The organism is Clostridium pasteurianum BC1 (genome assembly GCF_000389635.1).
GTDB classification, from domain to species: Bacteria; Bacillota; Clostridia; order Clostridiales; family Clostridiaceae; genus Clostridium_I; species Clostridium_I pasteurianum_A.
The window spans coordinates 1,710,845-1,735,653 of the sequence record NC_021182.1; the positions used below are offsets into that span (position 1 = coordinate 1,710,845).

Consider the following 24,809-nt stretch of genomic DNA (forward strand, 5'->3'; position numbering starts at 1 on the left):
TTATGGTTAATATATTTAAAGTTAATGATAAGAGCGAAATATTCAAAGCTTTTTTTAGTATTATTATTGCAGAAGCAGTAGGAGCATTAAGTGCTTTTTTAGGGGGTGTAAATTCCAGTAGTTATGAGGTTTTAAAAAAGCCAATAATTGCACCGCCAGCCTATGTGTTTCCAATAGTATGGCCTATTTTATATTTATTAATGGGACTGGCTGCCTATAGAATATGGGAAACAGGTAAACAGGGTAAAAATATAAGAAAAGCTTTATTGTTTTACGTTTTTCAGCTTTTATTCAATTTTTTATGGGCAATCTTGTTTTTTAGATTGAGATTATATGGACTTGCTTTTGTGGAATTATTAATTTTATTTATATTTATAATGTCAACTACCTTTGAATTTTTTAAATATGACAGATTTTCAGGGCTTCTTATGATACCATACATAGCAGGGGTTTCCTTTGCGGCGGTTTTAAATTTCGCAATATGGTTTTTAAATTGTTAAGCTGTATTGACAGTTGTAATAACTGAAATATACAAAAATATTGCTTATTTAATATATTGAGTTGCAATTAAAATTTTACATTTAATCATAACAATTAAATAAAGATTTGCATGAAATAAATATTTTAGAATGAACATAATTTATTACAACCTACACAATTTAAAATTAGGTTAAAAGAATTTTATGTAGAAATATGGAATAATAAAATTTATAATGAATATTAGTAGGCAATGGCATATAGGTAGATAAATTTAGATTATAGTTACTAAATGTTGTATAAATCAGCATATTGTCAATAATTAAAAGATAGGTAAACAATGGGTTATGGCTGCTATATTTATTTTTATCCGATAACTAGTGGCTGTAACACTCCACCGCACTCTGTGAAAGCGACCAAATACAAAATAAATTTTGTTTTGTCTGCTTTTCTACAAGTAGGTGGAGATAACAGCGACACGTTCCTGGATAATTCATCTAAATTTAGTGGGAATACAAACTCCCACTAAATAAGATTCATTGATGATCATAAATATAAAATTTAAAATTACCAGGTAAGCTAAAGAAAAGCAGGGAGGAAACAAGCTTTGAAAGATGAAATATTAAGACTTTTAAAAGAAAATACTAAAGATTTTATATCAGGGCAGGAAATCAGTGAAAGATTTGGTGTTAGTCGTACTGCCATATGGAAATACATGAATCAATTAAAAATAGAAGGCTATGAAATTGAATCGGTATCTAAAAAAGGTTATAGATTGCTGGATTCCCCAGATATATTAACTTATGAGGAAATATATGATGGTTTAAGTACTAAATTTATAGGTAGAAAAATTATTCACTTTGATAGTATTGACTCTACTAATTCTAAAGCTAAAGAATTAGCTTCCTTATTAGATGAAGATGGCACTGTTGTAATAGCTGAGGAACAGACCATGGGTAAGGGGAGACTCGGAAGAAACTTTATATCTCCAAATAGAAAAGGAATATGGATGTCTATTATTTTAAAGCCAGATATTAATCCTCTAAAGGTATCTATGGTGACACAAATAGGTGCAGCGGCTATAAATAAAGCTTTTAGAGAAATGAAAATAGAAACATTAATAAAATGGCCCAATGATATACTTTTGAATAAAAAAAAGCTTTGTGGAATACTCACTGAAATGAGTGCTGAATTAACAAAAGTAAATTTTATAGTAATGGGTATAGGAATAAATGTAAATTTGGATAAAGATGATTTTACAGAGGAAGTAAGAGAAACTGCTACTTCTGCAAAAATAGAAATTGGTAAAAGAATAAGTAGAAAAGAAATTGTAGCAAGAATATTAAATAATTTTGAACCATTATATAAGGCTTTTGTGGAAAAAGAAGATATAGAAGAAACTATAGCCATTTGCAGAGAAAATTCAATTTTAATTGATAGGGAGATTAGAGTTATTAAGAGAGAAAATTCTATAAGGGCAAAGGTACTTGATATAAATAACAAAGGTGAACTTATTGTTAAATATGAAGATGGCAAGGTGGAAAATTTAATATCTGGAGAAATATCCATAAGAGGTTTAGAAAGTTATATATAAGCTTGGGGATCTTCAAAAAAATAATTACATTAAATTGTTATTTATTTTAGATGCCTAAAAAAACCAGTAAAATTACTGGTTTTTTAATTTATCATTTATATACTCTGAAAGTCTACTTTCCCAGTTAGGAAGTTCTATATCAAAACAGTTTTTTATGAGAGATATATTTAAAGAAGAGTTCTTTGGTCTTATTGCAGTATTTCTTAAAAAGTTTTCTGGCATTTCAAGTATACGCCTTTCTATGCCAGCATAGTTAAAAATCTTCTTTACCCAGGCAGATTTAGTTGTACTTGAGGGGTTTCCACAATTGTATATTCCATATAAATTAGAATTAAACATCTTTTCAATTACCCTGCATAAATCCTCTACGTATGTAGGATTACCAGTTTCAGTACTGCATACAAACATGGATACATTGCTATTATTGAGTACCTTGTTTACAAAACAATTTTCTTCGCCAAATATCCAACCAGTTCTCACAATAAAATATTTTTTGCACAGTGTTCTAATTAGTTTTTCTCCAGCAAGTTTTGTCTTACCATATATATTTACTGGAGAACATTTATCAGTTTCAAAATAAGGAGAGTTTTTATTACCATCGTACACGTAGGAAGTGGACAGAAAAATTATTGGTATATTTAATATGCTGCAGGGGTAAGCCACATTTAGAGTGCCTATAGTATTTATAGTGTAGGCAAGGGATTCGTCATGCTCGCAAATGTCAATATTGCTCATGGAATCAAGATGAATTAAGATATCGGGTTTATTATCCGTTATAATTTCATAAGTTAAGTTTTTATCTGAAATGTCTAGTTCATTTCTTGTAAAGCTATATATTTCATTTGTGCCTTTAAATCTATTTTCAATATAATTAGATAAGGGATTTTCAGCTCCTGTAATTAGGATTTTCATAGTAAAACTACCTCCTCGGAATAATGTAGTCACAATAAAATTATATGCAGTAAAAACTTAAAATAGTGCTATTGATTAAATTAACTAGTAGAGATATAATTTTATTTTGCATAGAAGGCATATTCAAATAAATAACTAGTCAGTACGCTAGTATATTTTGAATCCTATTTATCCGATAACTAGTTGCTGCAACACTCCACTGCTGCAAGGTGGAGATAACAGCGACACGTTCATGGATAATTCATCTAAACTCAGTGGGAGTACAAACTCCCACTGAGTAAGATTCATTGATATTCATATGCCTAAACTTTTAAGTGAGGTGTTAATTTTGGCAATAGACAAAGAGAAATTTAAATTTGAAGAAGATAAGCTTTATAATACGAAACATTGGATTGATGATGAGATAAATATAATAAATAAAAATGATTTAAATCTTCAGAGTAAAATTACTGAGCTGAGAAAACAAGCTAAGGGCAGATATAATGAAGAACTTGAAACAGCTCAAAAATTATATAATATAACTCATAAAAATCTGCAAAAATATATAGAGGCGAAGGATCAACCTTATTTTGCAAGAATAGATTTTAGAGAAAAATACAGAGATAATGAAAGCTATTACATAGGTAAATTTGGTCTTGGTGATAGTAAAACCGGAGATGAAATTGTAATTGATTGGAGAGCGCCTATTGCTGATTTATATTACAGTGGTACTCAGGGAGAAACTTCCTATGAAATACCAGATGGGTTTGTGGATGGAAGTTTAAATTTAAAACGTAAATTTCTAATTAGAGATTCAACGCTTAAAGATGCTTTTGATGAGGGAATAAATGAGATAATATTAAAATCAAGTGGCGAAGATAATTCTCTGGTAGATGAATTTTTGAAAATAAATCTTGAAGAAAGTGTAAGCAGCAAGCTGAAAGATGTAGTAGCCACCATACAAAAAGAGCAGAATGATATTATAAGAGCAAGTAAAAATATACCCCTTATAGTTCAGGGATCTGCTGGCTCAGGAAAGACTACTATTGCACTGCATAGACTGGCATATCTTTTATATAAATATAATAAAACCTTAAGTGGTGATGATATTTTGGTTATTGCGCCAAATAAATTATTTTTAGATTACATCTCTATGGTTCTGCCAAGTCTTGGTATTAATAAAGTTAAGCAGAAAACCTTTGAAGAGCTGGCAATGGAAATTCTTCAATTAAAGGGGAAAGTGTTTACAAAGGATAAAAAGCTAGCTGTAGTTTTAGAAGGAAAAAATGAAAATAATAATCTTATAACACAAAGCAGCAGTCTTAAAGGATCAATGCTGTACAAATCTATCATTGATGATTATGTAGCTTATATAGAAGCAAGAGATGCAGAGATTGAAGATATAAAAGTTGATAAATATATTTTATTTAATGCAGAGGATATAAAAAGACTTTTTATAAAGGATATGAAACATCTACCTATAGACAGACGAAAAGATGAGATAAAAAGATATTTTACTATTAAATTTAGTGACAGAATTGGAGAAATAATAGAAAAAGTAGCCTTTAATTATGAATATAATATAGCTAGAATAAAAAGAGTTATGGAAGATGGCCCTGAAAGAAGAAAAAAAATAATACAGCTCTATGACGAGAGAGATGAGAGTAAAAAACGTATTTTAAAACTTGCTAAAAATAATATAGAAGAATATTTTGAAAAGTGGAAACATAAGGACACGAAAGAGCTTCTTCATAAGCTTTTTAATAACAAAGCTATGTTTAATGAAATTGTAGGAGACAGGATGTCAAAAAAACTATATGATTATATGAAAAGTGAATTGGAAGATAACAAGGAAAATGCTATTGTGGACAGTGATGATTTAGCTGCCATGATTTATTTGAAATTTAAAATTGAAGGTGTTGAAGAAAAATTCATGTTTAAGCATATAGTCATGGATGAGGCACAAGATTATAGTTTTTTTCAATACTGTGTAATTAAAGATATGGCAAGAAATAATTCTTACACTATAGTTGGAGATGTAGGGCAGGGAATTTACTATTATAAGGGTATAGAGAAGTGGGAAAAGCTCATTGATAATGCTTTCTCGGGGGAAGGTAATTATGTGCAATTAACCCAAAGTTATCGTTCTACAGTAGAGATTATAGATTTTGCCAACAAAATATTAGTAAAGCAAGAAAATAGTCTAAAGCCTGCAAAGCCAGTATTGAGGCATGGGGATGAGCCTGAACTTAAAGAGTTTGAAAGTAATAAGTCTTTTGCCTGTGAACTTGATAAGATAGTGGATTATTGTGAGAAAACTGGTAAAAGTAATGTAGCTGTCATTGGCAGAACCTATGAGGAATGTAAAAAGATAAATGGATTTTTAAAGAAATACAGCAGCTACAGCTGGGATATAGTAAGGGATACAGATAAAAATGTAAATTTAGAAAAAATAATTATTCCATCTTATATGACTAAAGGATTGGAATTTGACTGCAGTGTTATATATAATTGTAATGAAGAAAATTACAAAAATAATGAGCTTGATAAAAAAATATTATATGTAGCACTTACAAGAGCATTACATTTGGAATATATTTTTTACAATAAAAAGCCTTCGCAGCTTTTGGATTAGTGATTTTAAAATAATAGCATATAATAATTATTTTTGTTCACAGTATAGAGAATAAACAATATATAGTTATCAAATTTGTATATGATAATTAATTGTTTTTATAATATTTTATACATGAATATAGAAATGTTAAATTAGTTATATCAATGTTTAGAGGAAGCAGTGCTAACTCTAAGCCAATCTATGGAAAGTTAAAAAATTAACATATGAGTTTGAAATATTACGTAGGTGTGGTAAAATTAACACTAAGGAAGATAGTTTAATAAAAGTTATATATTTGTATAAGGCACATTCAAATATATAACTAGTCAGTATGCTCGCATCTTTGACTTACTATTTATTTTTATATGCCTAAAATAAAAACTTACAGGAGGTACACAAATGAGTGCAATAAAATTAAAAGACAATATCCATTGGGTTGGAGTAAAAGATGAGAAATTGAGAGTATTTGATATTATAATGAATACTAAAAAGGGAAGTACTTATAATTCTTATTTAATTGACGATGAAAAAGTGGCTGTAATTGATAGTGTAAAAAATGGTTTTTATGATGAATTCTTAGCTAATATAAAAGAAGTTATAGGTGAAAGAAAAGTTGATTACATAATTGTTCAGCATACAGAACTTGATCATAGTGGTTCACTTTTTAGACTTATAGAAGAATATCCAGATGCAACAGTAGTAGCTACAAAAGCTGCTATAAACTATGCAAAAGAAATTGTAAATAAAGATTTCAAAAACGAAGATGCATTAGCACTTGGGAATCTTAGTCTTGGAAAAACTGACTTGAAATTTATATCTGCACCAAATTTACATTGGCCAGATACAATGTTTACCTATGATGAAGCAGCCTCTACATTGTTTACCTGTGATGTAATGGGTTGTCATTATTGCCCTACTTGTGATGTAACTGATGATACCTGTAATGAAGAGTATTTTGAGGAAATGAAGTATTATTTTGATGTAATTATGTCACCATTTAAGAGATTTGTTAATGCAGGTCTGGATAAAATAAAGGATTTAAAACTGGATATAGTTGCACCAAGTCATGGACCTGTTCATATTAAAGATGTAGATAAATATATTAATCTTTACAGAGAATGGGCAAAAATAGAACCAATTAGTGAGAAAAATGTACAAGTACTTTACATAACTGCTTATGGAAATACAGGACGTGTGGCAAATTACTTAGCTGAAGCTATAAGTAAAAAAGGTATAAAAGCAGAAGTGCATGAAATTACAACTACAGACCCTGGTGAAATAAATGAACTTATTGAAAAAGCAAGTGGTATTTTAATTGGTTCCCCTACAATAAATCAAGATGCTGTAAAGCCATCCTGGGATGTACTTTCACATGTTTCCGCTATAACTAATAGAGGTAAAGCAGCAGGCGCTTTTGGATCTTTTGGTTGGAGTGGAGAAGGTGTTCCAATGCTTACTGAAAGATTAAAAACTCTTAAGTTTAAAACTGTAGAGGGTGGATTAAGATTTAAATTTGTTCCAGATGAAAAAGAATTTAAAGAAGCAGATGAATTTGTAGAAAAATTTGTAGCTTTACTATAATTTTTAATTGAACAAGTAGTTCAGTCAATTAAACATAAGCTATACAGTGCATACTAAATTTTAAATAAGGCTAGGCTTACGCTAATACAGGGTGTTTGCTTTAGCCTTATTTAATAAATTTAATATTAGTCATACATAGCTTATCAGTATCAATTCAAATTTTTGAAAGTCCAGTCCACCAGATCTAGAACCAGCTTTGTAGTGGAATTATTTTTATCCAGTAAAGTATTTAATTCAACTAAATCCATGGATTTTATAAGTCTTGTATCCATAAGATATTTTAATAAAAATTTTGCATCATCTACGGACATACCATTCATAACAGGTGTACCGGTTCCTGGTACCATTGAGGGATCAAGGCAATCTATATCAAAGCTTAGATGAACTGCATCTACATTACGTTCTATGAGCTTATGATGAATTTCCCTAAGAATTGATTCTATGCCTTTATTTTTTATATCCCCAGTTGAATATACAGTAAGTCCTCTCTCTTCAATTAAACTAAATTCACCTTTATCAATAGATCTGGCTCCTATGATAAATACATTTTCAGGATTTACTTTTGTACCTTTGAAATATAAGTCTGTTAAAGAAGCTGGACCTATTCCCATGGCTGCAGCTAGAGGCATACCATGTACGTTTCCAGATTCAGAAGTTTGATCAGTATTTATATCAGTATGTGCATCCACCCATATCACCGCAAGATTTTTATAATATTTACTTGCTCCGGATATGCTTCCAAGACCTAAGGAATGATCTCCACCAACTACAAAGGGAAAACTACCAGCAGTAAAGGAACTATATACTTCATGAGCTAAATTGGTATTAACATCTATAATTGGTTTTAAATACTTCAATTTAGAATTAGAAGAATATTTATTATCTTCATTAATCTGAGGAACAAAAATGTTTCCACAGTCATATATTTCGTGATGATCATTGTGAATTACATCTATTATTTTATTTTCTCTCAATTTATCTGGAGCAAAATCTACACCTTTCCTATCTGAACCATAAAATAAGGGTACTCCTATCATGTTTACAATCATATATTATACCTCCTAATGAAGCTATTATTAACTTAACAAATTGATTATATGTTAAGTTATAAAAATAAAAATTGCTTAGTTAAAACGCAAAAAGTTTAAAATAGCTTAATAATACATATTCATACATAAAAAATTTATATATACAATAATAATTTATATATTTCTGTGATATTATAATTACAGAATAAACTTTTATATTAGATTTAACCAAAAAAGCTTATAAATATTAAAAATTTTTTTTTGGAGGTTTTTAGCATGGATAAACAAAATATAATAAAATTTTTAGAGGAAAATCAAATAGAGGATATAGAAGAGATAAAGTATAGAGAAGAAGTTTACACCTTAAGATTCTATTATGATTTTGATGATTCCGAAATTGAAGCAGCAAGAGCCTACGCTAATGATGAATGTGAAGAAGAGGAAGAAGGAGAAGTATGGTATGGAGAATTCTTTAAGCCCTATCTAAATGATATAGTAATAGATAATATAGGGGATATACTTGAAGATTGTATGAAAGAATTTAATATAGGCATTCAATTTATCAGCTATGACTTTGATGATGAGGAGCAATGCAGTGAAATAATTGCTATATTTTATGAAAGTGACAAAGTGGTTGATATAGAAAATGTCATAGATGATTTAAAGCTTTAGGTATTTGAAAAAAGAAAAATTTTACTAAGTAAATTCCTTGATATTCTATAACTAAGCAAATGAAAGCTTAAGAGAGTAAAATTAAGATATTATGCATTTAAATTATAAAAATGACGTAAATTCATTAAATAAAAATTTGAAACTGAAATAAAAAATGATATAATAATACACGTAGTTAATTCTGATGTGCCCGTGAAGCTTATATGTTCAACCGACATAATCAAAAAGGGATTTTCGAGAGATTATTTGTAGATATGGAACTTTTTTTAATTGAAAGTAGATAGAAGCAAATTGAGAAAAACCCACCTGCTATAGTGCGGGTGTGACTTTTAAGTGTGACGACATATCGGAAATACATTTTAAAAATAATGTTATTTAATTATGACATGGGGTCTTGGTTCCATGTCATATAAATATTATAATAGGGCCTCATGGTCAAGCGGTTAAGACATCGCCCTCTCAAGGCGGAATCACGGGTTCGATTCCCGTTGGGGCTACCAAAGCTTGAAATAAGCGGGTTTACAGAGCTTGTAGACTTGCTTATTTTTTATTTTCCCACACTTTTCCCACACTAGAAAAGTAAAAAATTTTTCCAACACATTACTTGAATAAAGAGTTTAATTTTTCTACAGCAGTAATTTTTTCTTTTGGCATTACATGAGTATATATATCTGCTGTAATTGATATATCACTATGACCTAATAAAGTTTGAACAGTTTTAAGAGGTACGTTAACTTCAAACAATTTAGTGGCATATGTGTGCCTTAAAGCATGAAATTTTTTATGCTCAATTTTAGCTTTAATTAATAAGTTTTTATAGCTCATAAATAAATTTTTAGCGCTTATTGGATTACCAGTTGCAGTAGCAAATATAAGATTATTATTTTTATAAGAATCACCAGCTTTTAATTTTTCTTCATCTTGCCTTAACTTATGAGATTTAATTATTTTTATTAGGTCTGAAGGTATAGGTACAATTCTATTACTTGTTTGAGATTTGGGGGATTGGATTAAAATTTTATGTCCTTCACTATTACCATCAGTATTAAAGATCTTTACTCTCTTAATTGTTTTTTCAACTTTAATTTCTCTATTATTAAAGTCAATATCGTCCCATGTTAGCGCTAGAAGCTCACCTTGCCTTAAACCAGTTCCTAAGGCTAATAATATTAAACATTTAAGTCTATGACCTTGTAAAGCCTTTTTTAACACATTTATTTCATCTTCATTAAATATTTCAACTTCTTTTTTTATATTATTTTCAAAACCAGGAATTATTAATTTACTATTGCAAGGATTTTTCATAATGTAACCTTCTTCAACGGCATATGAAAAAAATGATTTTAAGAGTTTGTTTAAAAATTTAATTGTGTTGCTACTTTTACCATTTTTATATAAATCATTATAATATCTTTGTATCTCCAATTGTTTTATATTATTTATTTTTATATTATACAAGATACTGCCTTGTACATAATTTCTAAATATACTTTCATATCTTTCAAAACTTGAAGGCTTAACTTTTACCTTTGTAACTTCAAATAACCATGTATGCATAAGATCACCGAAATAAACTTTATCAAAATTTAAATTTAACCCATTTTTAATGTTATTGATATACTCATCTCTCTTTTCTTCTGCATCTTTTTTATTTTTGCCATAAAATTCTTTTCTGATTAGTTTTCCATTAATGTCTCTTCCAACAGATGCGGTTACTCTAAAATAATCTTGACCATTTTTAGAGTAATTAACTTTTTTTGCCATATATTTTGCCTCCTTTTACAAACGTATGTTCTATTTAAGGTTATATATTAACCAGTTGCTTTAAAGCCTTTTCAGGAACTTTTAAACAACTGGCTATTTGCTCTATTGTGAAATTTTTCATGCTGATTGGATCAAATTTTAGCTTGCTTAATTTAAAGGCAAAATAGTTAGCTTGTTTTTCTAGCTTGCCAATATTTGCAAGGTTTTCATTCCAAGAATTTATAATATTAGGATGTAATATAGCATGCCCTAATTCATGCATTATATAAAATTTTTCATATGAATAATGTAAATTATTCATTATAATAATCGCTTCTCTACCTATTTCAAACAAATTTCTTATATACAAAGATGGTTCACCGTTTAATAATCGATTAAATGGATTTACTTTTATTATTAATATATTTAATACTCTACATAATTCATAAGGATTATTAGTACCATATGTATCAGTAAGTCCAAGTATAATTTCATCAATCCATTTCATAGAGATAAGGGAATAGTTATTATTTTTGTATTTTATAATTATCCCTCCTTTAAAGGCTATTGTAAATTTATTTTTTATATTTATAGCTCAGTAACTCCATTTGTTCAAGCAGTGCATTAGCAAATTCTAATATCTCATCATCTGACATTTTATTTGGCTCAAATCCGTTTGCTCCAAATATTTGATGCTTAGAAACATATTCTCTAGCTAGATTTGCATCAGTAAATTTTGCAGGAATATCTGGCATAGAATTAGTTTTATTTATTTCTTTATTAGTATCATTTGTGTCTGTTCTACCAAGCAAATAATCTATGGTAACATCAAAAAAATCAGCGAGTTTTTTCAATGTAGTAGTATCGGGGTCGCGTTGTTCATTTTCATAAAATCCAATAGTTCTGTCAGAAACATTAAGAAGTTTTGCTAAATCAACCTGTGTTAATCCCTTTTTCTTTCTTAATTCCCTAATTCTATTATTCATAATATCACTCCTAGCTATATTATAACAATATGTTCTGAATTAAAAAACAAAACGAACAAAATGTACTAAAATATATTGACAGCGAACAAAATGTTCTGTATAATAAAATTAATAAACGAACATATTGTACGGAGGTGAAAAGATTGAGTTCATTAAAAGAATTTCGTAAAAATATTGGTTTAAAACAATATGAAGCAGCTAAGTTACTTGGTATAAGTAAGGATTATTTAAACATGCTTGAAAATGGAAGAAGAACACCAAGTACTAAATTAATATCAGAGATGGGTAAGTTATATGATGCACCACCAGAAGATATTTTTTTAATCATTAATAGAACATATTGTTCTGAAACCCCAGGAACTCAAAATATAAAATAAGATTTGTATGGTATACAATCTACAATCTAATTATATACAAAAATTACATTATAGTTAAGTATATAAATTTAATAATAAGCTGACAAGGGGGATTAATTATGGAAATTACATCATCAGAATTAAAAAACATAATTAAGGAAAGTATTCAAGAAAGTTATGAGAAACCTAAAGCTACATTGACAATAGCAGAATGTGCAAATCTTACAGGTATAGGAAGAGATAAATTAATGAAATTGGCTCATAGTAATAATTCAGATTTTCCATGTTTTAAAGTTGGAACTAAATTTCTCATAAATAGAAAATTACTTAGTATTTGGCTTAAAAAAATATCACAAGAAAAAAGAATACTTTAGATTGGGGTGATAGGTTTGATACGAAAACTTATAGAAACCTGTGAAATTAAAATGACGGATGAAGAATTTAAAGAAACAATGGAAATTGCAACTGATGATATTAAATTTAATAGGATTTCATTTAACAAGAGAACAAGTTTAAAAAATGTAGTAACTATTTCTAAAAGATCCTATAAGGTTGTAAAAAACTATGAAGAAGACAAATAAATTGTGATAATTACTGGCTTAAAAATAGATATTAAGCTGGGGTTCAACTGCGTTTAAAATTAAACAAAAAGTCAACCAAAATAAAAGAAGGAGAGAAATTAAATGCCTATTAGAATTATTCTTGGAAATGATTTAAAAAGAATTGACCGGCAGATAAAAGCATTGGAATATGTTATACCTAAAGATACTGGTAAGGATAGAAGTATACACAGGAGTGCTTTAAGGATTTTAAAAGAGCATAGAAAAGTATTAATAAATATGAATGGAGGATTAAATTAAATGAGTAAAAAAGGTGATATATATAATTTATTTTTTAACTTAGGGAAATCAACTATTGAAGTAGCAGAAGAACTTAAGGTCAGTAAACAGTATGTAAGCAAAATATTAAAAGCAGAGTATTCAGAGGAATATGTAATTGAGAAGGGAAACCGTAAATTAAAAAATATGGAGAAAAGAGCGTCAAGAAAGTATGAAGATGAAGGGCATTATATCTATAGGGACAGACCATTAATGCCCTATGAAACAATGAGTACACTAGCATTTATTAAAGCAAATAGACAGTCATATATTACTAACAAAGAAACAGGGGAATTAATGTTTGATAAAACAAGAGGCGGCATTAGTAAGGATTTACCTTTAAAATATACATCAATACCATATTAAAATTAAAGGTGAACAAGCATGAAATTAAAAAGAATATATTTTAGACCGACTTCAATAATGGACACCTTTTCCGTTACAAACAAACGGAAGCCTTTCCATTATTGAAGTCGGTGTTTATTTTTTATAAAAGAAAGGATGGGTTAAGGTGTGCAAAGTAATTATAAGCATAGATTCAGGAAAGTTTTTAACCAAGGCTGTAGGCATGAATGAACAGGATAGTCTACTGGAAGGTAAAAGAGTAAGCTTTAGAAGTAAACTGTATAATCTGAATGATGGTGATGTTGAATTAGCGGGAAACTCCTTTAGTGTAGAATACGATGATAGTAAATTTATTATAGGAGAACAGGGCAACGTAGATGGGGTGGAGGATACCAATAAAGCTACACTACTTCATAAATTATGTATTTATACAGCAATAACTAGATATATACAACCTAAAGAAAAAGCAGAAATATATATGGTCATTGCCTGTCCTTTAAATCTTTTAAAATCTGTAGAATACAAAGAAGAATATAAGAATTTTATTATGAATAATCATAATGAAATAAATATCAAGGTGAATAATGAAGAATTCTTATTTAGTATTGAAGATATGACAATAAAGAGTGAAGGTTCAGGAGTGCTTTATCTTGATAAGGAAAGATTCAATAACTGTGAAGTAGGTCTTATAGATATTGGAGGACTTAATATGCAGTTCTGTAAATATGTAAATGGAGCAACCGTACCGGAAAGCAGATTTACAGAAATGACAGGATCAAATAAGTTAGTTCAGGATATAAAAGAAGATTTAGAAATACTACTTAAAGGAAAGTCAGTTACATTTGAACAGGCAGAGCAGTCACTTAAGAATAAGGTATTAAGAATTAATAATTCAGATATGGAAGAAAGCAGAGAAATCATAAGAAATAGAATACACAAATATATAGTAAATGATGTTATAAGAAAAATTACTAAAAGAAGGATATCACTTGATCTATTGCAGCCCATAGTAGTTGGAGGTACATGTTTAAATATTAAGGAAGAGCTTAAGAATGAGATAGAAAATGTGGAGATACAGGAAGATCCTCAATGGGCATCAGTAGAAGGGCTTTTTAAGATCGCCTTTGCTAAGTATATCTAAATAACAACTTGTTGGTTTTATATGTAATAATGGATTATATAGAATAATATGGTATGATCGTTATATTCCTTAAGTCGGACTAGTAAAATAATTTATATAAATGTTATATAAGTTGAGAGTAATTTTAAAGCAAATGTATATAAACATTATAGGAAATATATATAACTTTCAAGTTAAGGTTATAGGAATTTATATAAAGCTTATATGAAATTTATATAAGTCTTTGGAAGGTGATTGTTATTAAAAAGGAAATAGGAAATTCAGTTTTAGTTACTTTTTCAAAGAAGAATTCAGATGTAATTAAAATTCTTGATGAAGTAAGCAGTAGTGGAACAAAGAAAACTGATTATATTTGTGAAGCAGTGAGATTTTATTATTATCATAAAGATAGTAATGTTTTAAATAAATCAGGTCTTGAGAAGGAGGTGAGAGAATTAGTTTATAAGTACCTGGAAGAATATCAAGTTAATAATAAGAAGTCAAATGCCTTTGATATTTCAGGCATAAGTAAATCAGATCTTGAAGATGATTAAATTTTAGGGAAGGAGGAATTTAAATGGCTAAATATAGACATGTATATACTAGCTTTTGGGAGGATGCAAAGGTTATGGAGAAATTTACTCCGGAAGATAAATTCTTTTATTTATATCTTCTTACTAATCCGCATACAAGACAAATTGGAGTTTATAAGCTTCCTATAAAGCTTATGACCTTTGAGTTAGGTTATTCCTATGAATCTGTAAAGAGCCTTTTAAACCGTTTTATAAGTCATCACTCATTAATTGAGTACAATGAAGAAACAAGTGAAATTGCAATTAAGAATTGGGGTAAATACAATCTCGTTAATTCAGGTAAACCAATTATGGATCTAATAAATAAGGAACTGGAGCTTATAGAAGATATTTCACTGCTTGAATATGTTGAACAGTCTATAAATAACAGCTCTATAAGAAAATTAATTGATGATTTTATGGAAAGAAAATATTCTAAGAGTGCAGAATTACAGGAAACACGAGGCGTGGACAAAACGTATGACGGAACGTATAACGGTGTGTACCACGATACGTATGACGATGCGTCCACGTCACGGGGACAAAAAGAAAACAAAAATAAAAAAGAAAATAAAAAAATATATACAGAGCATAGAGAAGAAACTTTACCTGTGGATAATGTGTATAAAAATGCTTCCTCAGAGAATGTGTCCAATGAAAAAATAATAAGTCTGTTTAATGAAATCTGTGTATCACTGCCTAAAGTCAGAGGAAGAACTAGTAGAAGGGATAAGCTCATTAAGTCCTTTTGGAAGCTAGTAAAATTCAATATGGGAGCTGTAGAAGAGTACTTTAAAAAGCTTGAAAGAAGTGATTTTCTCACAGGGAGAAAAGGTGATTGGAAGTGTAATTTTGATTGGGTACTGCTGCAAAGTAATTATTTAAAAGTCATTGAAGGAAACTATGACAATAAGGCTAATGAGAGATTTCCTAAGACCTGTTTTAACGACTACGAGCAGCGTTCCTATGACTATGATGAACTGGAAAAGAGGCTTTTAGGGTGGAAATAAAGAAGGTGATGGAGCCATGAAATATAAGCAAAAACTAAATATAATAAATATGTCTTTGATGAAAGTAGAGGTAAAATTACCTATGCAGTACCAAAAAGTTATTAATAATAAAGTATGAAAACTGTGTTGATTAAAGGATAATCAATGCAGTTTTTTTATATTAAAAAATTATTTAAATTTTAGGAGGATTTTAAAATGAAAATTAAAAATTTATTAAAAAAATTACCAATGATTACAGCAGGTGCAGGAGCTTTTATTACAGCAGGAACACAATTTGCTTATGCAGATGCAAACGGTGCCTTAAATCAAGCTAAAGACAATGTTATAAACCAAATTAAACCTATAGTTAATACAGTTGTTGTACCTGTCATAGACGTTGTTCTTGTTGCTATTTTATGCGTTCTAATAGCTAAAGCGGTAGCGTCTTACAAACGTGGTGTAGAAATAGAGCTTTTAGGAATAATTTTAATGGTTGCAGGAATTACACTTGTAACTACATTCCCAGTATGGGGTTGGGCTCTGATTGGATAATAATATAAAAAAAAGACAGGTGATTCTTTATGATGGATATAGTCTTTACTTATCTTAAAGATCAAATTATTGGTATGGCAGGAAAAGTATTAACATATATGACTAATGCCTCAATTGATCTTTTTAGCAACAATTTAGTAACTAATATTCTAGCCCTATTTGACTTTATAGGGCTTATACTCCTTGCTGTAGGAATTCTTTTTGCCATTGCTAATGTTTATATCGATTACTTAGAAAGTGACTGTATAAACGTTCATTTGCTTATTATAAACATCATTAAAGCTATTGTCGCCTATACATTTATACGTGTAGGTGCTATAGCTCTTTACGATTTAAGTAATACAATTAACACTTATGTATCTCAAATTGTATCAACACCTGATTATAATACTAAATTATCGACTCTAAATACTGTCCTAAATAATCTTGGTATTGGATTGATATGGACTCTTTTAATTGGAATAGTAGCATTATTTGCAGTTATAACCTGCTTAATACAAATAATGAAACGTGGCGGATTATACATGGCACAAATCATAATAGGATATTTATATATATTCTCTATACCTAGCGGTAATACAGATGGTTTTTTTGAATGGTGTAAAACTACAGTAGCAATGGCACTAACAAACGTGGTACAAATAGCTCTATTATATATAGGGATGAACTTAATAGCCAATGATGCTACAAAACTGTTTTTAGGTATCGGTGTTATAATGGCAGCGGCATCAGTAGAAAAAATTGCAGGTCGTTATGGTATGTCTCCTAAATCTTCAAAAATGGGAGGAATGAGTTCTCTTGCATTTAGAAATATGGGTTCTGCTGGAGGTTTTTCAGGAGGTGCCAGTGCCGCAGGAAGTGCTGCATCAGCTTCAAGTTCAGCCAGTTCAGTTACAAGTTTGATACCAAAGTAACTAATCTTAAAGATTAGTTGCTTATTTTTATTTTACAAGGAGGTTTTATGTTTATATATCCTGGAAATCTAAAAGAAAAAAAGCAATTTCTTTACTTGACGGTCAGTGATTTTGCAATAGGAAGTCTTTTAAGTGTTGTTTTTGTTGTGTATTCAATAGAAAATTTCAGATTTACCCTACTAGCTGTTCCTATTCTATTCTTTATATTTAAAATGAGAATACTTGAAAATTCATCAAATCTATGGGAAGAAATCTTTAAAGCTTTTAATTATCTTGTTGATTCACAGCAAAAATATTTTTGGGGCAGAAAAGGGGGCGAGTAAATGGGTTTCTTAACAATAAAACCTAGGAACACTGCAAAGCAGAAACAGAGCATAAATAAAAACAGTATAGGCAGAAGTGAAGCAAAAGCAAAAAAGACAGTTCAGGAATTTTTAGACATTCAAAGAATAGAAAATAATATAATATTTGGTTCTGAAAGAAGCAAGTATTATATTAGATTAACACCCAAAAATATAAATATTTTAACTGATGAATTCCTATTAAATGAAATTTATCAGTTGAAAAGTGTATGTAATATTACTCAGAATATTGAATTTTTGGTAGTTGATAAAGTGGAGAGATTGGAAGATAACAGAAACTATATAGAAAAACTATTGAATAAATCTGATGATGATATTTACAGAACATTATTAGAAAAAGACCTAGAATATTTTAAAGAGCTTGAAACTTCAAAAAGTTCAAGCAGAGAATTTTATTTTATTATACCATTTAAAAATGCAGATTATAAAAAGCTGCAACAGCAGTTTATAAAGGTGGAACAGGTTTTAGAAAACAGGGGGTTTACAATTCTAGAATGTAATGAGGATATATTAAAAAATATGCTTCAAGTGTATTTGGAAAGGAATTTCAGCGGTGAAGTTGTAAAAGATTTTGATATATAAAATTGAGGGGGGTTATGATGAGTATATTAAAAATTAAAAAGAAGGATAAGGCTTTAATTAAAGAACAGAAAGAGCATGAATATATTAAAAACTTTGTTGATATGGTAAGCCCCAGTGTAATAAAATTTTCTCCTTCTTATTATGTGTTCGGGAACACATACAGAAGAGTATTTGCAATAAGAAATTACCCTTTAAATACGGACAGCAAAGCTCTATTAAGAAAGTTTGGAGAGAAAAGCAATATTACTTTAAAAGTTTACTGTAATCAAATGTCCGTAGCAGAATATGAAAATTCAATAGAAAGCAGTGTTAACAAAAACATTTCAGATACTACAGAAAATAAATTTATTGCAAGAACAAAAGCAAGCCAGCAACTAGAAATAACAAGGAACTTAGTACAGTATTTAAACCAAAATAAAGATGAAAGAATGTTTAAAGTTTCTGTATTTATTGAAGCTATAGCATACAGCCAAGAGGAATTAAACGAGATTACAAACGATATGATAATTAAGCTTGATGGGATTACCTATGACAATTTATTTTTAAGGCAGAGAGAAGGCTTTATGGCTGTAAATCCATGCGGAAAAAACTTATTAGGGCTTCAATTTGAAAGGCATATGCCATCATCAAGCTTGGCAAATTTATTTCCTTATTCCTACAGTGGTTTAATAGACAAGAACGGTTTTTTTATAGGAAAAGATAGATTTGGCGGAAGTATAATAGTTGATTTGGATAAAAGAAATAAAACTCATACTAATTCAAATATTGTTATTTTAGGAAATGCAGGAGAAGGAAAAAGCTATCTTCTAAAGCTGATTATGGTTAATTGGAGAATGAAGGATAAAAAAATAATTTGCTTAGATCCCGAGCATGAGGTGCGACAAGAAGTCGCATAGTAAATTGCTGGCCATCAGCTACCCTATCCATTTGGGGTAATCCTACCACAATCTGCGTGAATGGTAACGTTCGGGTGGAAAGCTTGTGGGACAATATGGGAAATCTTATAGCCTAAGTAAGACGTACTGTTAGGATAAGAATGTTATGGAGAACGTAAAGTGAACTATTGTAAGAGTCGTTACAGGGAATAAGTGAAATAAGGCTGATACACTTACACCAAAAGGTGTGGAGGTGGTTGTGGAAACTTTCGCGATTCTACAACAAATGGACACAAATCCTCCCGGCTTAAAGATAGCTCCTAACACATTCACAATTATTTACTATGTGGAACTTGGTAAGCCATATATGTTCCTTGATTGCAAGGTATCGACCTCGTAAGAGGAAGAAATGGCATAGAGGGTAAAGGAAGAAGATAAAAAGCGAAAGGCACTGCTGTAATGGTGGAGCATAGGGGTTCAAAATTTGCCCTAACTCGAAAGAGTGCAGACTTATCTTATGGTATTTCATAGCAAGAAATGGAGGTAAACCTATGAATGGTAATCATTCAATGACGGAGAAATCCGAGAAGTTATCAGACAAAGAAAAGCTAGAATTCCAATGGAAAAGTATTGATTGGAACAAAGCCGAAGACGAAGTTAATAGGCTACAAATCAGGATTGCTAAGGCAACTCAAGAAAAGAAATGGAACACAGTAAAAAGACTTCAGTATTTATTAACGCATTCGTACTATGCAAAAGCGTTGGCGGTTAGAAAAGTGACCACCAACAAAGGGAAAAACACTTCAGGTGTAGATAAAGAATTGTGGTCAACCACAGCTTCTAAAATGCAAGCAGTGCTATCCCTTACAGACAAGAACTACAAAGCAAAGCCACTAAGACGAGTATATATCGAGAAAAAAGGCAAGAAAGCAAAGCGACCACTAGGTATTCCATGTATGTATGACAGAGCAATGCAGGCATTGTATGCACTTGCACTTGACCCCGTATCAGAGGTGACAGCAGACACGAAATCATTTGGATTCAGAAAAAATCGCTGTTGTCAAGATGCGTGTGAATACATATTCACAGCACTATCAAGAGAAAATTGTGCGAAATGGATATTAGAGGGAGATATAAAAGCTTGCTTCGACTACATCAGCCATGAGTGGCTGATTGAAAATATTCCTATGGATAAATCGGTATTGAAACAATTCCTAAAAGCTGGATTTGTATTTGAAAATGAGTTGTTCCCAACAGATGATGGAACTCCTCAAGGAGGAGTTATCTCACCAATACTAGCAAATATGGCTCTTGATGGTATGCAGAAAGCGCTATCAGACAGATTCCATACAAATAAATTAGGAAGAGTAGATAATCGGTTTCAAATCGCCAACAAGGTATATCTTGTACGTTACGCTGATGATTTTATAGTTACAGCGGCAACAAAAGAAATTGCCGAAGAAGCAAAAGAACTAATTCGGGAATTCTTACAAACAAGAGGATTGGAGTTATCAGAGGAAAAGACAAAAATAACACACATCAATGACGGCTTCGATATGCTCGGATGGACGTTCCGAAAATGGAACGAAAAACTTATAGTAAAACCATCGAAGAAATCAGTGGACAACTTTGTAGCAAGTTTATCTGAAACTATTTTAAAACGTGGAAAGGCTTGGAAACAAGAAGTCTTGATTGAAAAGCTGAACCAACAAATACGTGGCTGGACAAATTACCATCAGTCTGTATGTGCCAGTGAAGCATTTGCGCACACTGACTATATACTCTATGAATTACTATGGAGATGGGCAAAACGACGTCATCCACATAAAGGAAAATGGTGGGTGTCAACAAATTACTGGCATAAAAAGGGCAACCGTAACTGGGTATTCTCTACTGATACAAAAGAATTATTAAGGGTAGACCATATTCCAATAGTCCGTCACACAAAAGTACGAATGAATGCAAATCCGTATTTCGATACACAGTATTTTAATGACCGTAAATTTAATAATGGTATGAAGAGATTATCTGGGCGGTTCAAATTAGTCTGGAAAAATCAAAGCGGATGTTGCTATCACTGTGGAATGCCTATGGAAATTAGCGACGATAGAGAAATATTCTTCAAAGTTCGAAAATCCATAGGTGGCAAGGACGAAGTGCCTAACATGGCGTATGTCCATAAACATTGCCAACAAATTTATCTTGAGTGTCGCTCGAAAGAGTGATGAAATGCTTGAGCCGTATGAGTGGAAACGCTCACGTACGGTTCTTAGACGAGAAAGGGCGAGTAATCGCTCCGACTTAGTCGACTATAAAACAATAACAGAAAAATTAAAAGGTACTTTTATAGATTTAATGACAGGAGAATACATCATAAATGTATTAGAGCCTAAAATGTTTAACGATAGTAATGAAAGTAATTATAATGATGAAAACAGTCAAAATGACTTTGTAAGTGCCTTTAGTAAAAAGACAATTTTAAGTCAGCATATATCATTCTTAAGAGATTTTTTTAAGGCATATAAAGAAGATTTTAAAGATGAATTAATAGATGTCTTAGAAATAGAATTAGAGAGAACTTATAAAAAATTTAATATAGATTATGAATCAGATTTAAAGAATAAAAAAGCTACTGATTATCCAATACTTTCAGATTTATACAATACAATTGAAGAAGATTTTAATAATTATGATAACCTTAAATTTGCTATATATACAAAAGAACAATTAAGAGAATTACTGCTAGGATTATATTCAATTTGTAAAGGTTCAGACAGCAGATTTTTTAATAATTATACTAATATTCCTGATTTCAATTTCTTAACTTTTGGAGTAAAAAGTTTACTTGAAGCTTCCAGTAATTTAAAAGATGCAATGCTTTTTAATGTACTTTCATACATGACAAATAAGCTTTTAGTTGAAGGTAATACAGTTGGTATGCTTGACGAATTCTATTTATTCCTTGATAATATAGTTATGGTAAAGTATGTAAGAAACTTTGCAAAAAGAGTAAGAAAGAAAGACAGCTCCATAGTATTAGCAAGTCAGAATATAGAAGATTATTTAATGAAAGATATAGCAGAACTTACAAAGCCATTATTTGCAATACCAACTTATAAATTTTTATTTTACCCAGGTAGTATAGATAGAAAATTATATACAAATTTACTTAATATAAATGGCAGTGAATTTAATTTAATAAAAGCTCCATGCAGAGGAAACTGTCTATTTATAAGTGGAGGAAGTAAATATAATTTACAGGTTGGAGCACCAGAGCATAAACGAATTTTATTCGGTAATGCAGGTGGTAGATAATGAATCTAAAATTAATTATCGAAGTTGGAAAGATATTATTTGATGAAGAGCACAGAAAGAAAATTATTTATATAATAATTGGTATAATGCTCTTGATTTTTCTTCCTATCTTAGCCATATTTGGTGGAGCAACGAGTTCAGATCAAAGTCCTTTTGGCAAGGCAAATGTACCTCCATATATTGAAAAATGGCGTCCACTTGTTAGTGTCTACACTAACAAATATGGAGTTTCACAGTACACAGATTTTTTACTTGCTCTAATATATCAAGAGATAGGAAGTTCATCAACAAATGATATAATGCAAAGTTCTGAATCGGAAGGATTACCACCTAATTCAATACAAAATCCCGAGGAAAGTGTTGACGCAGGAGTAAAATATTTCAAATCGGTTTTAGACTATGGAAACAACAAACATGTTGATTTTACCACTATAGTTCAAGCTTATAATTTTGGATGGGGATATATTGATTTTGTATCATCAAATGGAGGAAAAAGCACAGATGTTTTGGCACAAACTTATTCATCAATGGAAGCTTCAAAAATGGGATGGAAAAGTTATGGAGACGTAAGCTATGCTTCAAAAGTTATGAAAAACTTAGCACAAAATGAGGTTATTACAGCAGTAAACAGTTCTCCATTAGGCATAGATAATTATAATAAACTTATGTCAATTGCTACTAAATATCAGGGTATGCCTTACGTATTCGGTGGGGCTTCACCTGTTACCAGTTTCGATTGTTCGGGGCTAACAGAATACGTTTATAATCAGATAGGAATTAAGTTAAACAGGACAGCACAGGAGCAGTATGAGCAGTGTGCAAAGGTGTCTCAATCTGATGCACAGCCAGGCGATTTAGTTTTCTTCCAAGGTACTTATGTTACTTCAGATTATATTACTCACGTTGGTATTTACGTAGGAAATAATAGATTTTATCAGGCAGGAGGTAAAGGCATAGGTTACGCAGATTTAACAGGATACTTTCAGCAACATCTAGTAGGTTTTGGTAGAGTACCTAATAAATAAATATATATATGAAAGGAAGTAAAAAATGAGTTATAAAAGACCATCACCAAAAAAACCAGTTCTAATAACAGCATTAATTTTTGCATTGCTAGGAGGTTTTATGACTTCTCAATTTCCTACTACGGATTCGATACTAACAACTATTGCAGTTTCTTTAACTATGGCAGGCAGCTCAGCAATATTGGGAGCCATAGTAGGCTTTATTATTTATGTAATATTTAAGCCTTCTAATACAAGTATATTGCTAAGAGAACAGACTGAATTATTAAGAAATAAAATGGGAGATAGTAAAGGTAGTAAAGCAGATGAATTAAACAAGATAGCAGAACTAAGGAAAAATGGTGCTATAACAGAAGAAGAATTTAACAGATTAAAGAATGAAATTTTAAATAGAAAATAATGGAGGTTTAAAAAATATGTTTTATAATAATAAGAGAATTATATATATATCGTTGTTAATATTAGCTCTTATTTTATCGTTTACGATAGGTAAAAACATGGGGAAAGTCACAGGTAAAAGTAATAAAGTATTGGCACAAACAGCCACGGTTGAGAATAAAAATTACAATACAACTTTAAATATAGCAGGAGTAGATTATGCAATGTCCTATAATATAAGCAATGCTTTTTTTATAGATAAATCCACAATGAATTTGAATTTAAATATACAAAATAGTAATAATATTGATAAATTAAAAGTAATAGCAAAAGACCAAAACAATAATACTCTAACAATTAATAGTAATGCATCAAATAATGAAAATACATTAAGTTATACTGTTAATTTAACAGATGATGTTACTAAAGTAAATATTACTGTATATCCGCTAAACAAAGATATGGCAAGTAAAAATAACTTAGATTTTACAACAATTCCTTATCAAAATACTACATTGGATGTAAGTTTAATTAAGAAAAATCAAATTGATAATTTACAAAATTAATAATAAAAGAGGAGGTCTATTATGAAGAAAACATCTTTAAAATTATCATATGACGAAGAAAAATTGAAAGCTATTTCAGTAGCTTTAAAGTCAAAAAATAAAAATTTAAATGATGAATTAATTAAATTTTTAGATGGATTATACAATAAAAATGTACCCAAATTGCTAAAGCAATTTATTGAAGAAAGTGAATCATCAGAGACAATAAAAGAGACAGCAGTAGAGACACAATCAGAATAAATTACTATAAATTGCAGTTGCAATTTGTAATAATTAAGTATAAAATATACCTACTCAATGAGTATAATTCAATGAAATTGAATATATTATACTTGTTGAGTAGGTATATTTCACTGGCTAAAGCCAGTAAAATCAACGCAAAACGAAAAGT

The 24,809-nt window shown here is 30.0% G+C and carries 30 protein-coding genes, 1 tRNA gene and 1 other RNA gene; 27 read left to right on the plus strand and 5 right to left on the minus strand.

What is annotated here, in order from left to right; translation table 11 throughout:
• The first annotated feature begins 2 nt into the window (after positions 1–2).
• The 3 genes from CLOPA_RS07910 to CLOPA_RS07915 all read left to right on the plus strand — a co-directional run bounded on the left by CLOPA_RS07910 (position 3) and on the right by CLOPA_RS07915 (position 2,071).
• The gene (locus tag CLOPA_RS07910) at positions 3–500 is read left to right on the plus strand and encodes a TspO/MBR family protein (RefSeq protein ID WP_015614911.1); all 498 of its coding nucleotides are present in this window, start codon (positions 3–5) and stop codon (positions 498–500) included.
• 306 nt (positions 501–806) lie between these two features.
• Positions 807–854 carry a KxYKxGKxW signal peptide domain-containing protein gene (locus CLOPA_RS26790; protein WP_155241985.1) on the plus strand — a complete coding sequence of 16 codons (48 nt, stop codon included), beginning with the start codon at positions 807–809 and terminating at the stop codon, positions 852–854.
• Between the two features lie 230 nt (positions 855–1,084).
• Positions 1,085–2,071, plus strand: coding sequence for a biotin--[acetyl-CoA-carboxylase] ligase (locus tag CLOPA_RS07915; protein ID WP_015614912.1), 987 nt, complete (start codon positions 1,085–1,087; stop codon positions 2,069–2,071).
• Positions 2,072–2,143: 72 nt separating this feature from the next.
• On the opposite strand, the gene CLOPA_RS07920 is transcribed toward CLOPA_RS07915, so the two are convergent.
• On the minus strand, positions 2,144–2,983 hold the full coding sequence (locus CLOPA_RS07920; RefSeq protein ID WP_015614913.1) for an SDR family oxidoreductase: 840 nt from the start codon (positions 2,981–2,983) through the stop codon (positions 2,144–2,146).
• A 328-nt stretch (positions 2,984–3,311) separates the two neighbouring features.
• Between CLOPA_RS07920 and helD the strand changes: the two genes are divergently transcribed.
• Together helD and CLOPA_RS07930 are read left to right on the plus strand one after the other, a co-directional pair.
• Positions 3,312–5,597, plus strand: coding sequence for an RNA polymerase recycling motor HelD (gene helD, locus CLOPA_RS07925; RefSeq protein ID WP_015614914.1), 2,286 nt, complete (start codon positions 3,312–3,314; stop codon positions 5,595–5,597).
• A gap of 381 nt (positions 5,598–5,978) precedes the next feature.
• A complete protein-coding gene (locus CLOPA_RS07930) occupies positions 5,979–7,160 on the plus strand; it encodes an FprA family A-type flavoprotein (RefSeq protein ID WP_015614915.1) in 1,182 nt (393 codons plus the stop codon).
• A 149-nt stretch (positions 7,161–7,309) separates the two neighbouring features.
• On the opposite strand, the gene rocF is transcribed toward CLOPA_RS07930, so the two are convergent.
• Positions 7,310–8,209 (minus strand): arginase, encoded by a 900-nt coding sequence (gene rocF / locus CLOPA_RS07935; protein ID WP_015614916.1) that lies wholly within the window; start codon positions 8,207–8,209, stop codon positions 7,310–7,312.
• A gap of 255 nt (positions 8,210–8,464) precedes the next feature.
• Here rocF and CLOPA_RS07940 point away from each other — a divergent pair, with 255 nt between their 5' ends.
• The 3 genes from CLOPA_RS07940 (at position 8,465) to CLOPA_RS07945 (ending at position 9,360) form a co-directional block, all read left to right on the plus strand.
• Positions 8,465–8,860 (plus strand): hypothetical protein, encoded by a 396-nt coding sequence (locus tag CLOPA_RS07940; protein WP_015614917.1) that lies wholly within the window; start codon positions 8,465–8,467, stop codon positions 8,858–8,860.
• 175 nt (positions 8,861–9,035) lie between these two features.
• A non-coding RNA gene (gene ssrS / locus CLOPA_RS26455) (6S RNA) lies at positions 9,036–9,217 on the plus strand.
• A gap of 68 nt (positions 9,218–9,285) precedes the next feature.
• Positions 9,286–9,360: transfer RNA gene (locus CLOPA_RS07945), tRNA-Glu, on the plus strand.
• A gap of 100 nt (positions 9,361–9,460) precedes the next feature.
• Here the strand turns inward: CLOPA_RS07945 and CLOPA_RS07950 are convergent.
• The 3 genes from CLOPA_RS07950 to CLOPA_RS24280 form a co-directional block, all read right to left on the minus strand.
• Positions 9,461–10,624: a tyrosine-type recombinase/integrase gene (locus tag CLOPA_RS07950; protein WP_015614918.1), complete on the minus strand. Its 1,164-nt coding sequence runs from the start codon at positions 10,622–10,624 to the stop codon at positions 9,461–9,463.
• Positions 10,625–10,664: 40 nt separating this feature from the next.
• Positions 10,665–11,111, minus strand: coding sequence for an ImmA/IrrE family metallo-endopeptidase (locus CLOPA_RS07955; RefSeq protein WP_015614919.1), 447 nt, complete (start codon positions 11,109–11,111; stop codon positions 10,665–10,667).
• Between the two features lie 67 nt (positions 11,112–11,178).
• A complete protein-coding gene (locus CLOPA_RS24280) occupies positions 11,179–11,589 on the minus strand; it encodes a helix-turn-helix domain-containing protein (protein ID WP_015614920.1) in 411 nt (136 codons plus the stop codon).
• Positions 11,590–11,723: 134 nt separating this feature from the next.
• Between CLOPA_RS24280 and CLOPA_RS07965 the strand changes: the two genes are divergently transcribed.
• From CLOPA_RS07965 to CLOPA_RS08050, 19 genes are all read left to right on the plus strand, one after another.
• Positions 11,724–11,966: a helix-turn-helix transcriptional regulator gene (locus CLOPA_RS07965; protein ID WP_431602570.1), complete on the plus strand. Its 243-nt coding sequence runs from the start codon at positions 11,724–11,726 to the stop codon at positions 11,964–11,966.
• A gap of 98 nt (positions 11,967–12,064) precedes the next feature.
• Positions 12,065–12,319, plus strand: a complete 255-nt coding sequence (locus CLOPA_RS07970; RefSeq protein WP_015614922.1) for an excisionase — start codon at positions 12,065–12,067, stop codon at positions 12,317–12,319.
• A 6-nt stretch (positions 12,320–12,325) separates the two neighbouring features.
• Positions 12,326–12,526, plus strand: coding sequence for a hypothetical protein (locus CLOPA_RS07975; RefSeq protein WP_015614923.1), 201 nt, complete (start codon positions 12,326–12,328; stop codon positions 12,524–12,526).
• 102 nt (positions 12,527–12,628) lie between these two features.
• The gene (locus CLOPA_RS25540; protein WP_015614924.1) at positions 12,629–12,805 is read left to right on the plus strand and encodes a hypothetical protein; all 177 of its coding nucleotides are present in this window, start codon (positions 12,629–12,631) and stop codon (positions 12,803–12,805) included.
• Positions 12,806–13,189, plus strand: coding sequence for a hypothetical protein (locus tag CLOPA_RS07980; RefSeq protein ID WP_015614925.1), 384 nt, complete (start codon positions 12,806–12,808; stop codon positions 13,187–13,189).
• A gap of 145 nt (positions 13,190–13,334) precedes the next feature.
• Complete coding sequence (locus tag CLOPA_RS07985; protein WP_015614926.1) at positions 13,335–14,309, plus strand: ParM/StbA family protein; 975 nt, start codon at positions 13,335–13,337, stop codon at positions 14,307–14,309.
• A 230-nt stretch (positions 14,310–14,539) separates the two neighbouring features.
• Entirely contained in the window at positions 14,540–14,842 is a 303-nt protein-coding gene (locus CLOPA_RS07990) for a hypothetical protein (RefSeq protein ID WP_015614927.1), read from the plus strand.
• A 23-nt stretch (positions 14,843–14,865) separates the two neighbouring features.
• Entirely contained in the window at positions 14,866–15,870 is a 1,005-nt protein-coding gene (locus tag CLOPA_RS23645) for a hypothetical protein (protein WP_015614928.1), read from the plus strand.
• Positions 15,871–16,065: 195 nt separating this feature from the next.
• Positions 16,066–16,401, plus strand: a complete 336-nt coding sequence (locus CLOPA_RS08000) for a DUF3852 family protein (RefSeq protein WP_015614930.1) — start codon at positions 16,066–16,068, stop codon at positions 16,399–16,401.
• Positions 16,402–16,430: 29 nt separating this feature from the next.
• Positions 16,431–17,315 (plus strand): conjugal transfer protein TrbL family protein, encoded by an 885-nt coding sequence (locus tag CLOPA_RS25775; protein WP_015614931.1) that lies wholly within the window; start codon positions 16,431–16,433, stop codon positions 17,313–17,315.
• A gap of 47 nt (positions 17,316–17,362) precedes the next feature.
• On the plus strand, positions 17,363–17,638 hold the full coding sequence (locus CLOPA_RS08010) for a hypothetical protein (protein WP_015614932.1): 276 nt from the start codon (positions 17,363–17,365) through the stop codon (positions 17,636–17,638).
• Positions 17,639–18,259 carry a hypothetical protein gene (locus tag CLOPA_RS08015; protein WP_015614933.1) on the plus strand — a complete coding sequence of 207 codons (621 nt, stop codon included), beginning with the start codon at positions 17,639–17,641 and terminating at the stop codon, positions 18,257–18,259.
• Positions 18,260–18,276: 17 nt separating this feature from the next.
• Positions 18,277–19,155, plus strand: a complete 879-nt coding sequence (locus tag CLOPA_RS08020; RefSeq protein ID WP_051115626.1) for an ATP-binding protein — start codon at positions 18,277–18,279, stop codon at positions 19,153–19,155.
• Positions 19,156–19,685: 530 nt separating this feature from the next.
• Positions 19,686–21,359, plus strand: a complete 1,674-nt coding sequence (gene ltrA / locus CLOPA_RS08025) for a group II intron reverse transcriptase/maturase (RefSeq protein WP_015614934.1) — start codon at positions 19,686–19,688, stop codon at positions 21,357–21,359.
• A gap of 4 nt (positions 21,360–21,363) precedes the next feature.
• Positions 21,364–22,449: a hypothetical protein gene (locus CLOPA_RS08030; RefSeq protein WP_155241886.1), complete on the plus strand. Its 1,086-nt coding sequence runs from the start codon at positions 21,364–21,366 to the stop codon at positions 22,447–22,449.
• Positions 22,449–23,474, plus strand: a complete 1,026-nt coding sequence (locus tag CLOPA_RS08035) for a bifunctional lytic transglycosylase/C40 family peptidase (protein WP_015614935.1) — start codon at positions 22,449–22,451, stop codon at positions 23,472–23,474. Before CLOPA_RS08030 ends, CLOPA_RS08035 begins: the two co-directional genes overlap by 1 nt.
• Before the next feature lie 25 nt (positions 23,475–23,499).
• Entirely contained in the window at positions 23,500–23,874 is a 375-nt protein-coding gene (locus tag CLOPA_RS08040; protein ID WP_015614936.1) for an SHOCT domain-containing protein, read from the plus strand.
• 16 nt (positions 23,875–23,890) lie between these two features.
• Positions 23,891–24,418: a hypothetical protein gene (locus tag CLOPA_RS08045; protein ID WP_015614937.1), complete on the plus strand. Its 528-nt coding sequence runs from the start codon at positions 23,891–23,893 to the stop codon at positions 24,416–24,418.
• Positions 24,419–24,439: 21 nt separating this feature from the next.
• Positions 24,440–24,658, plus strand: a complete 219-nt coding sequence (locus tag CLOPA_RS08050) for a DUF6103 family protein (protein ID WP_015614938.1) — start codon at positions 24,440–24,442, stop codon at positions 24,656–24,658.
• The last annotated feature ends 151 nt before the right edge of the window (positions 24,659–24,809 follow it).

Excerpts from the sequence above, each read along its gene's own strand:
- CLOPA_RS08040 (WP_015614936.1), top strand. The coding sequence starts at position 23,500 with ATGAGTTATAAAAGACCATCACCAAAAAAACCAGTTCTAATAACAGCA.
- CLOPA_RS07920 (WP_015614913.1), bottom strand. The coding sequence starts at position 2,983 with ATGAAAATCCTAATTACAGGAGCTGAAAATCCCTTATCTAATTATATT.
- CLOPA_RS08035 (WP_015614935.1), top strand. The coding sequence starts at position 22,449 with ATGAATCTAAAATTAATTATCGAAGTTGGAAAGATATTATTTGATGAA.
- CLOPA_RS08045 (WP_015614937.1), top strand. The coding sequence starts at position 23,891 with ATGTTTTATAATAATAAGAGAATTATATATATATCGTTGTTAATATTA.
- CLOPA_RS07930 (WP_015614915.1), top strand. The coding sequence starts at position 5,979 with ATGAGTGCAATAAAATTAAAAGACAATATCCATTGGGTTGGAGTAAAA.
- CLOPA_RS25775 (WP_015614931.1), top strand. The coding sequence starts at position 16,431 with ATGATGGATATAGTCTTTACTTATCTTAAAGATCAAATTATTGGTATG.
- CLOPA_RS08015 (WP_015614933.1), top strand. The coding sequence starts at position 17,639 with ATGGGTTTCTTAACAATAAAACCTAGGAACACTGCAAAGCAGAAACAG.
- CLOPA_RS07950 (WP_015614918.1), bottom strand. The coding sequence starts at position 10,624 with ATGGCAAAAAAAGTTAATTACTCTAAAAATGGTCAAGATTATTTTAGA.
- CLOPA_RS24280 (WP_015614920.1), bottom strand. The coding sequence starts at position 11,589 with ATGAATAATAGAATTAGGGAATTAAGAAAGAAAAAGGGATTAACACAG.
- CLOPA_RS07970 (WP_015614922.1), top strand. The coding sequence starts at position 12,065 with ATGGAAATTACATCATCAGAATTAAAAAACATAATTAAGGAAAGTATT.
- CLOPA_RS07910 (WP_015614911.1), top strand. The coding sequence starts at position 3 with ATGGTTAATATATTTAAAGTTAATGATAAGAGCGAAATATTCAAAGCT.
- CLOPA_RS08030 (WP_155241886.1), top strand. The coding sequence starts at position 21,364 with ATGCTTGAGCCGTATGAGTGGAAACGCTCACGTACGGTTCTTAGACGA.
- CLOPA_RS25540 (WP_015614924.1), top strand. The coding sequence starts at position 12,629 with ATGCCTATTAGAATTATTCTTGGAAATGATTTAAAAAGAATTGACCGG.
- CLOPA_RS07955 (WP_015614919.1), bottom strand. The coding sequence starts at position 11,111 with ATGAAATGGATTGATGAAATTATACTTGGACTTACTGATACATATGGT.
- CLOPA_RS08000 (WP_015614930.1), top strand. The coding sequence starts at position 16,066 with ATGAAAATTAAAAATTTATTAAAAAAATTACCAATGATTACAGCAGGT.
- rocF (WP_015614916.1), bottom strand. The coding sequence starts at position 8,209 with ATGATTGTAAACATGATAGGAGTACCCTTATTTTATGGTTCAGATAGG.
- CLOPA_RS08010 (WP_015614932.1), top strand. The coding sequence starts at position 17,363 with ATGTTTATATATCCTGGAAATCTAAAAGAAAAAAAGCAATTTCTTTAC.
- ltrA (WP_015614934.1), top strand. The coding sequence starts at position 19,686 with ATGAATGGTAATCATTCAATGACGGAGAAATCCGAGAAGTTATCAGAC.
- CLOPA_RS07980 (WP_015614925.1), top strand. The coding sequence starts at position 12,806 with ATGAGTAAAAAAGGTGATATATATAATTTATTTTTTAACTTAGGGAAA.
- CLOPA_RS08020 (WP_051115626.1), top strand. The coding sequence starts at position 18,277 with ATGAGTATATTAAAAATTAAAAAGAAGGATAAGGCTTTAATTAAAGAA.
- CLOPA_RS07940 (WP_015614917.1), top strand. The coding sequence starts at position 8,465 with ATGGATAAACAAAATATAATAAAATTTTTAGAGGAAAATCAAATAGAG.
- CLOPA_RS08050 (WP_015614938.1), top strand. The coding sequence starts at position 24,440 with ATGAAGAAAACATCTTTAAAATTATCATATGACGAAGAAAAATTGAAA.
- CLOPA_RS23645 (WP_015614928.1), top strand. The coding sequence starts at position 14,866 with ATGGCTAAATATAGACATGTATATACTAGCTTTTGGGAGGATGCAAAG.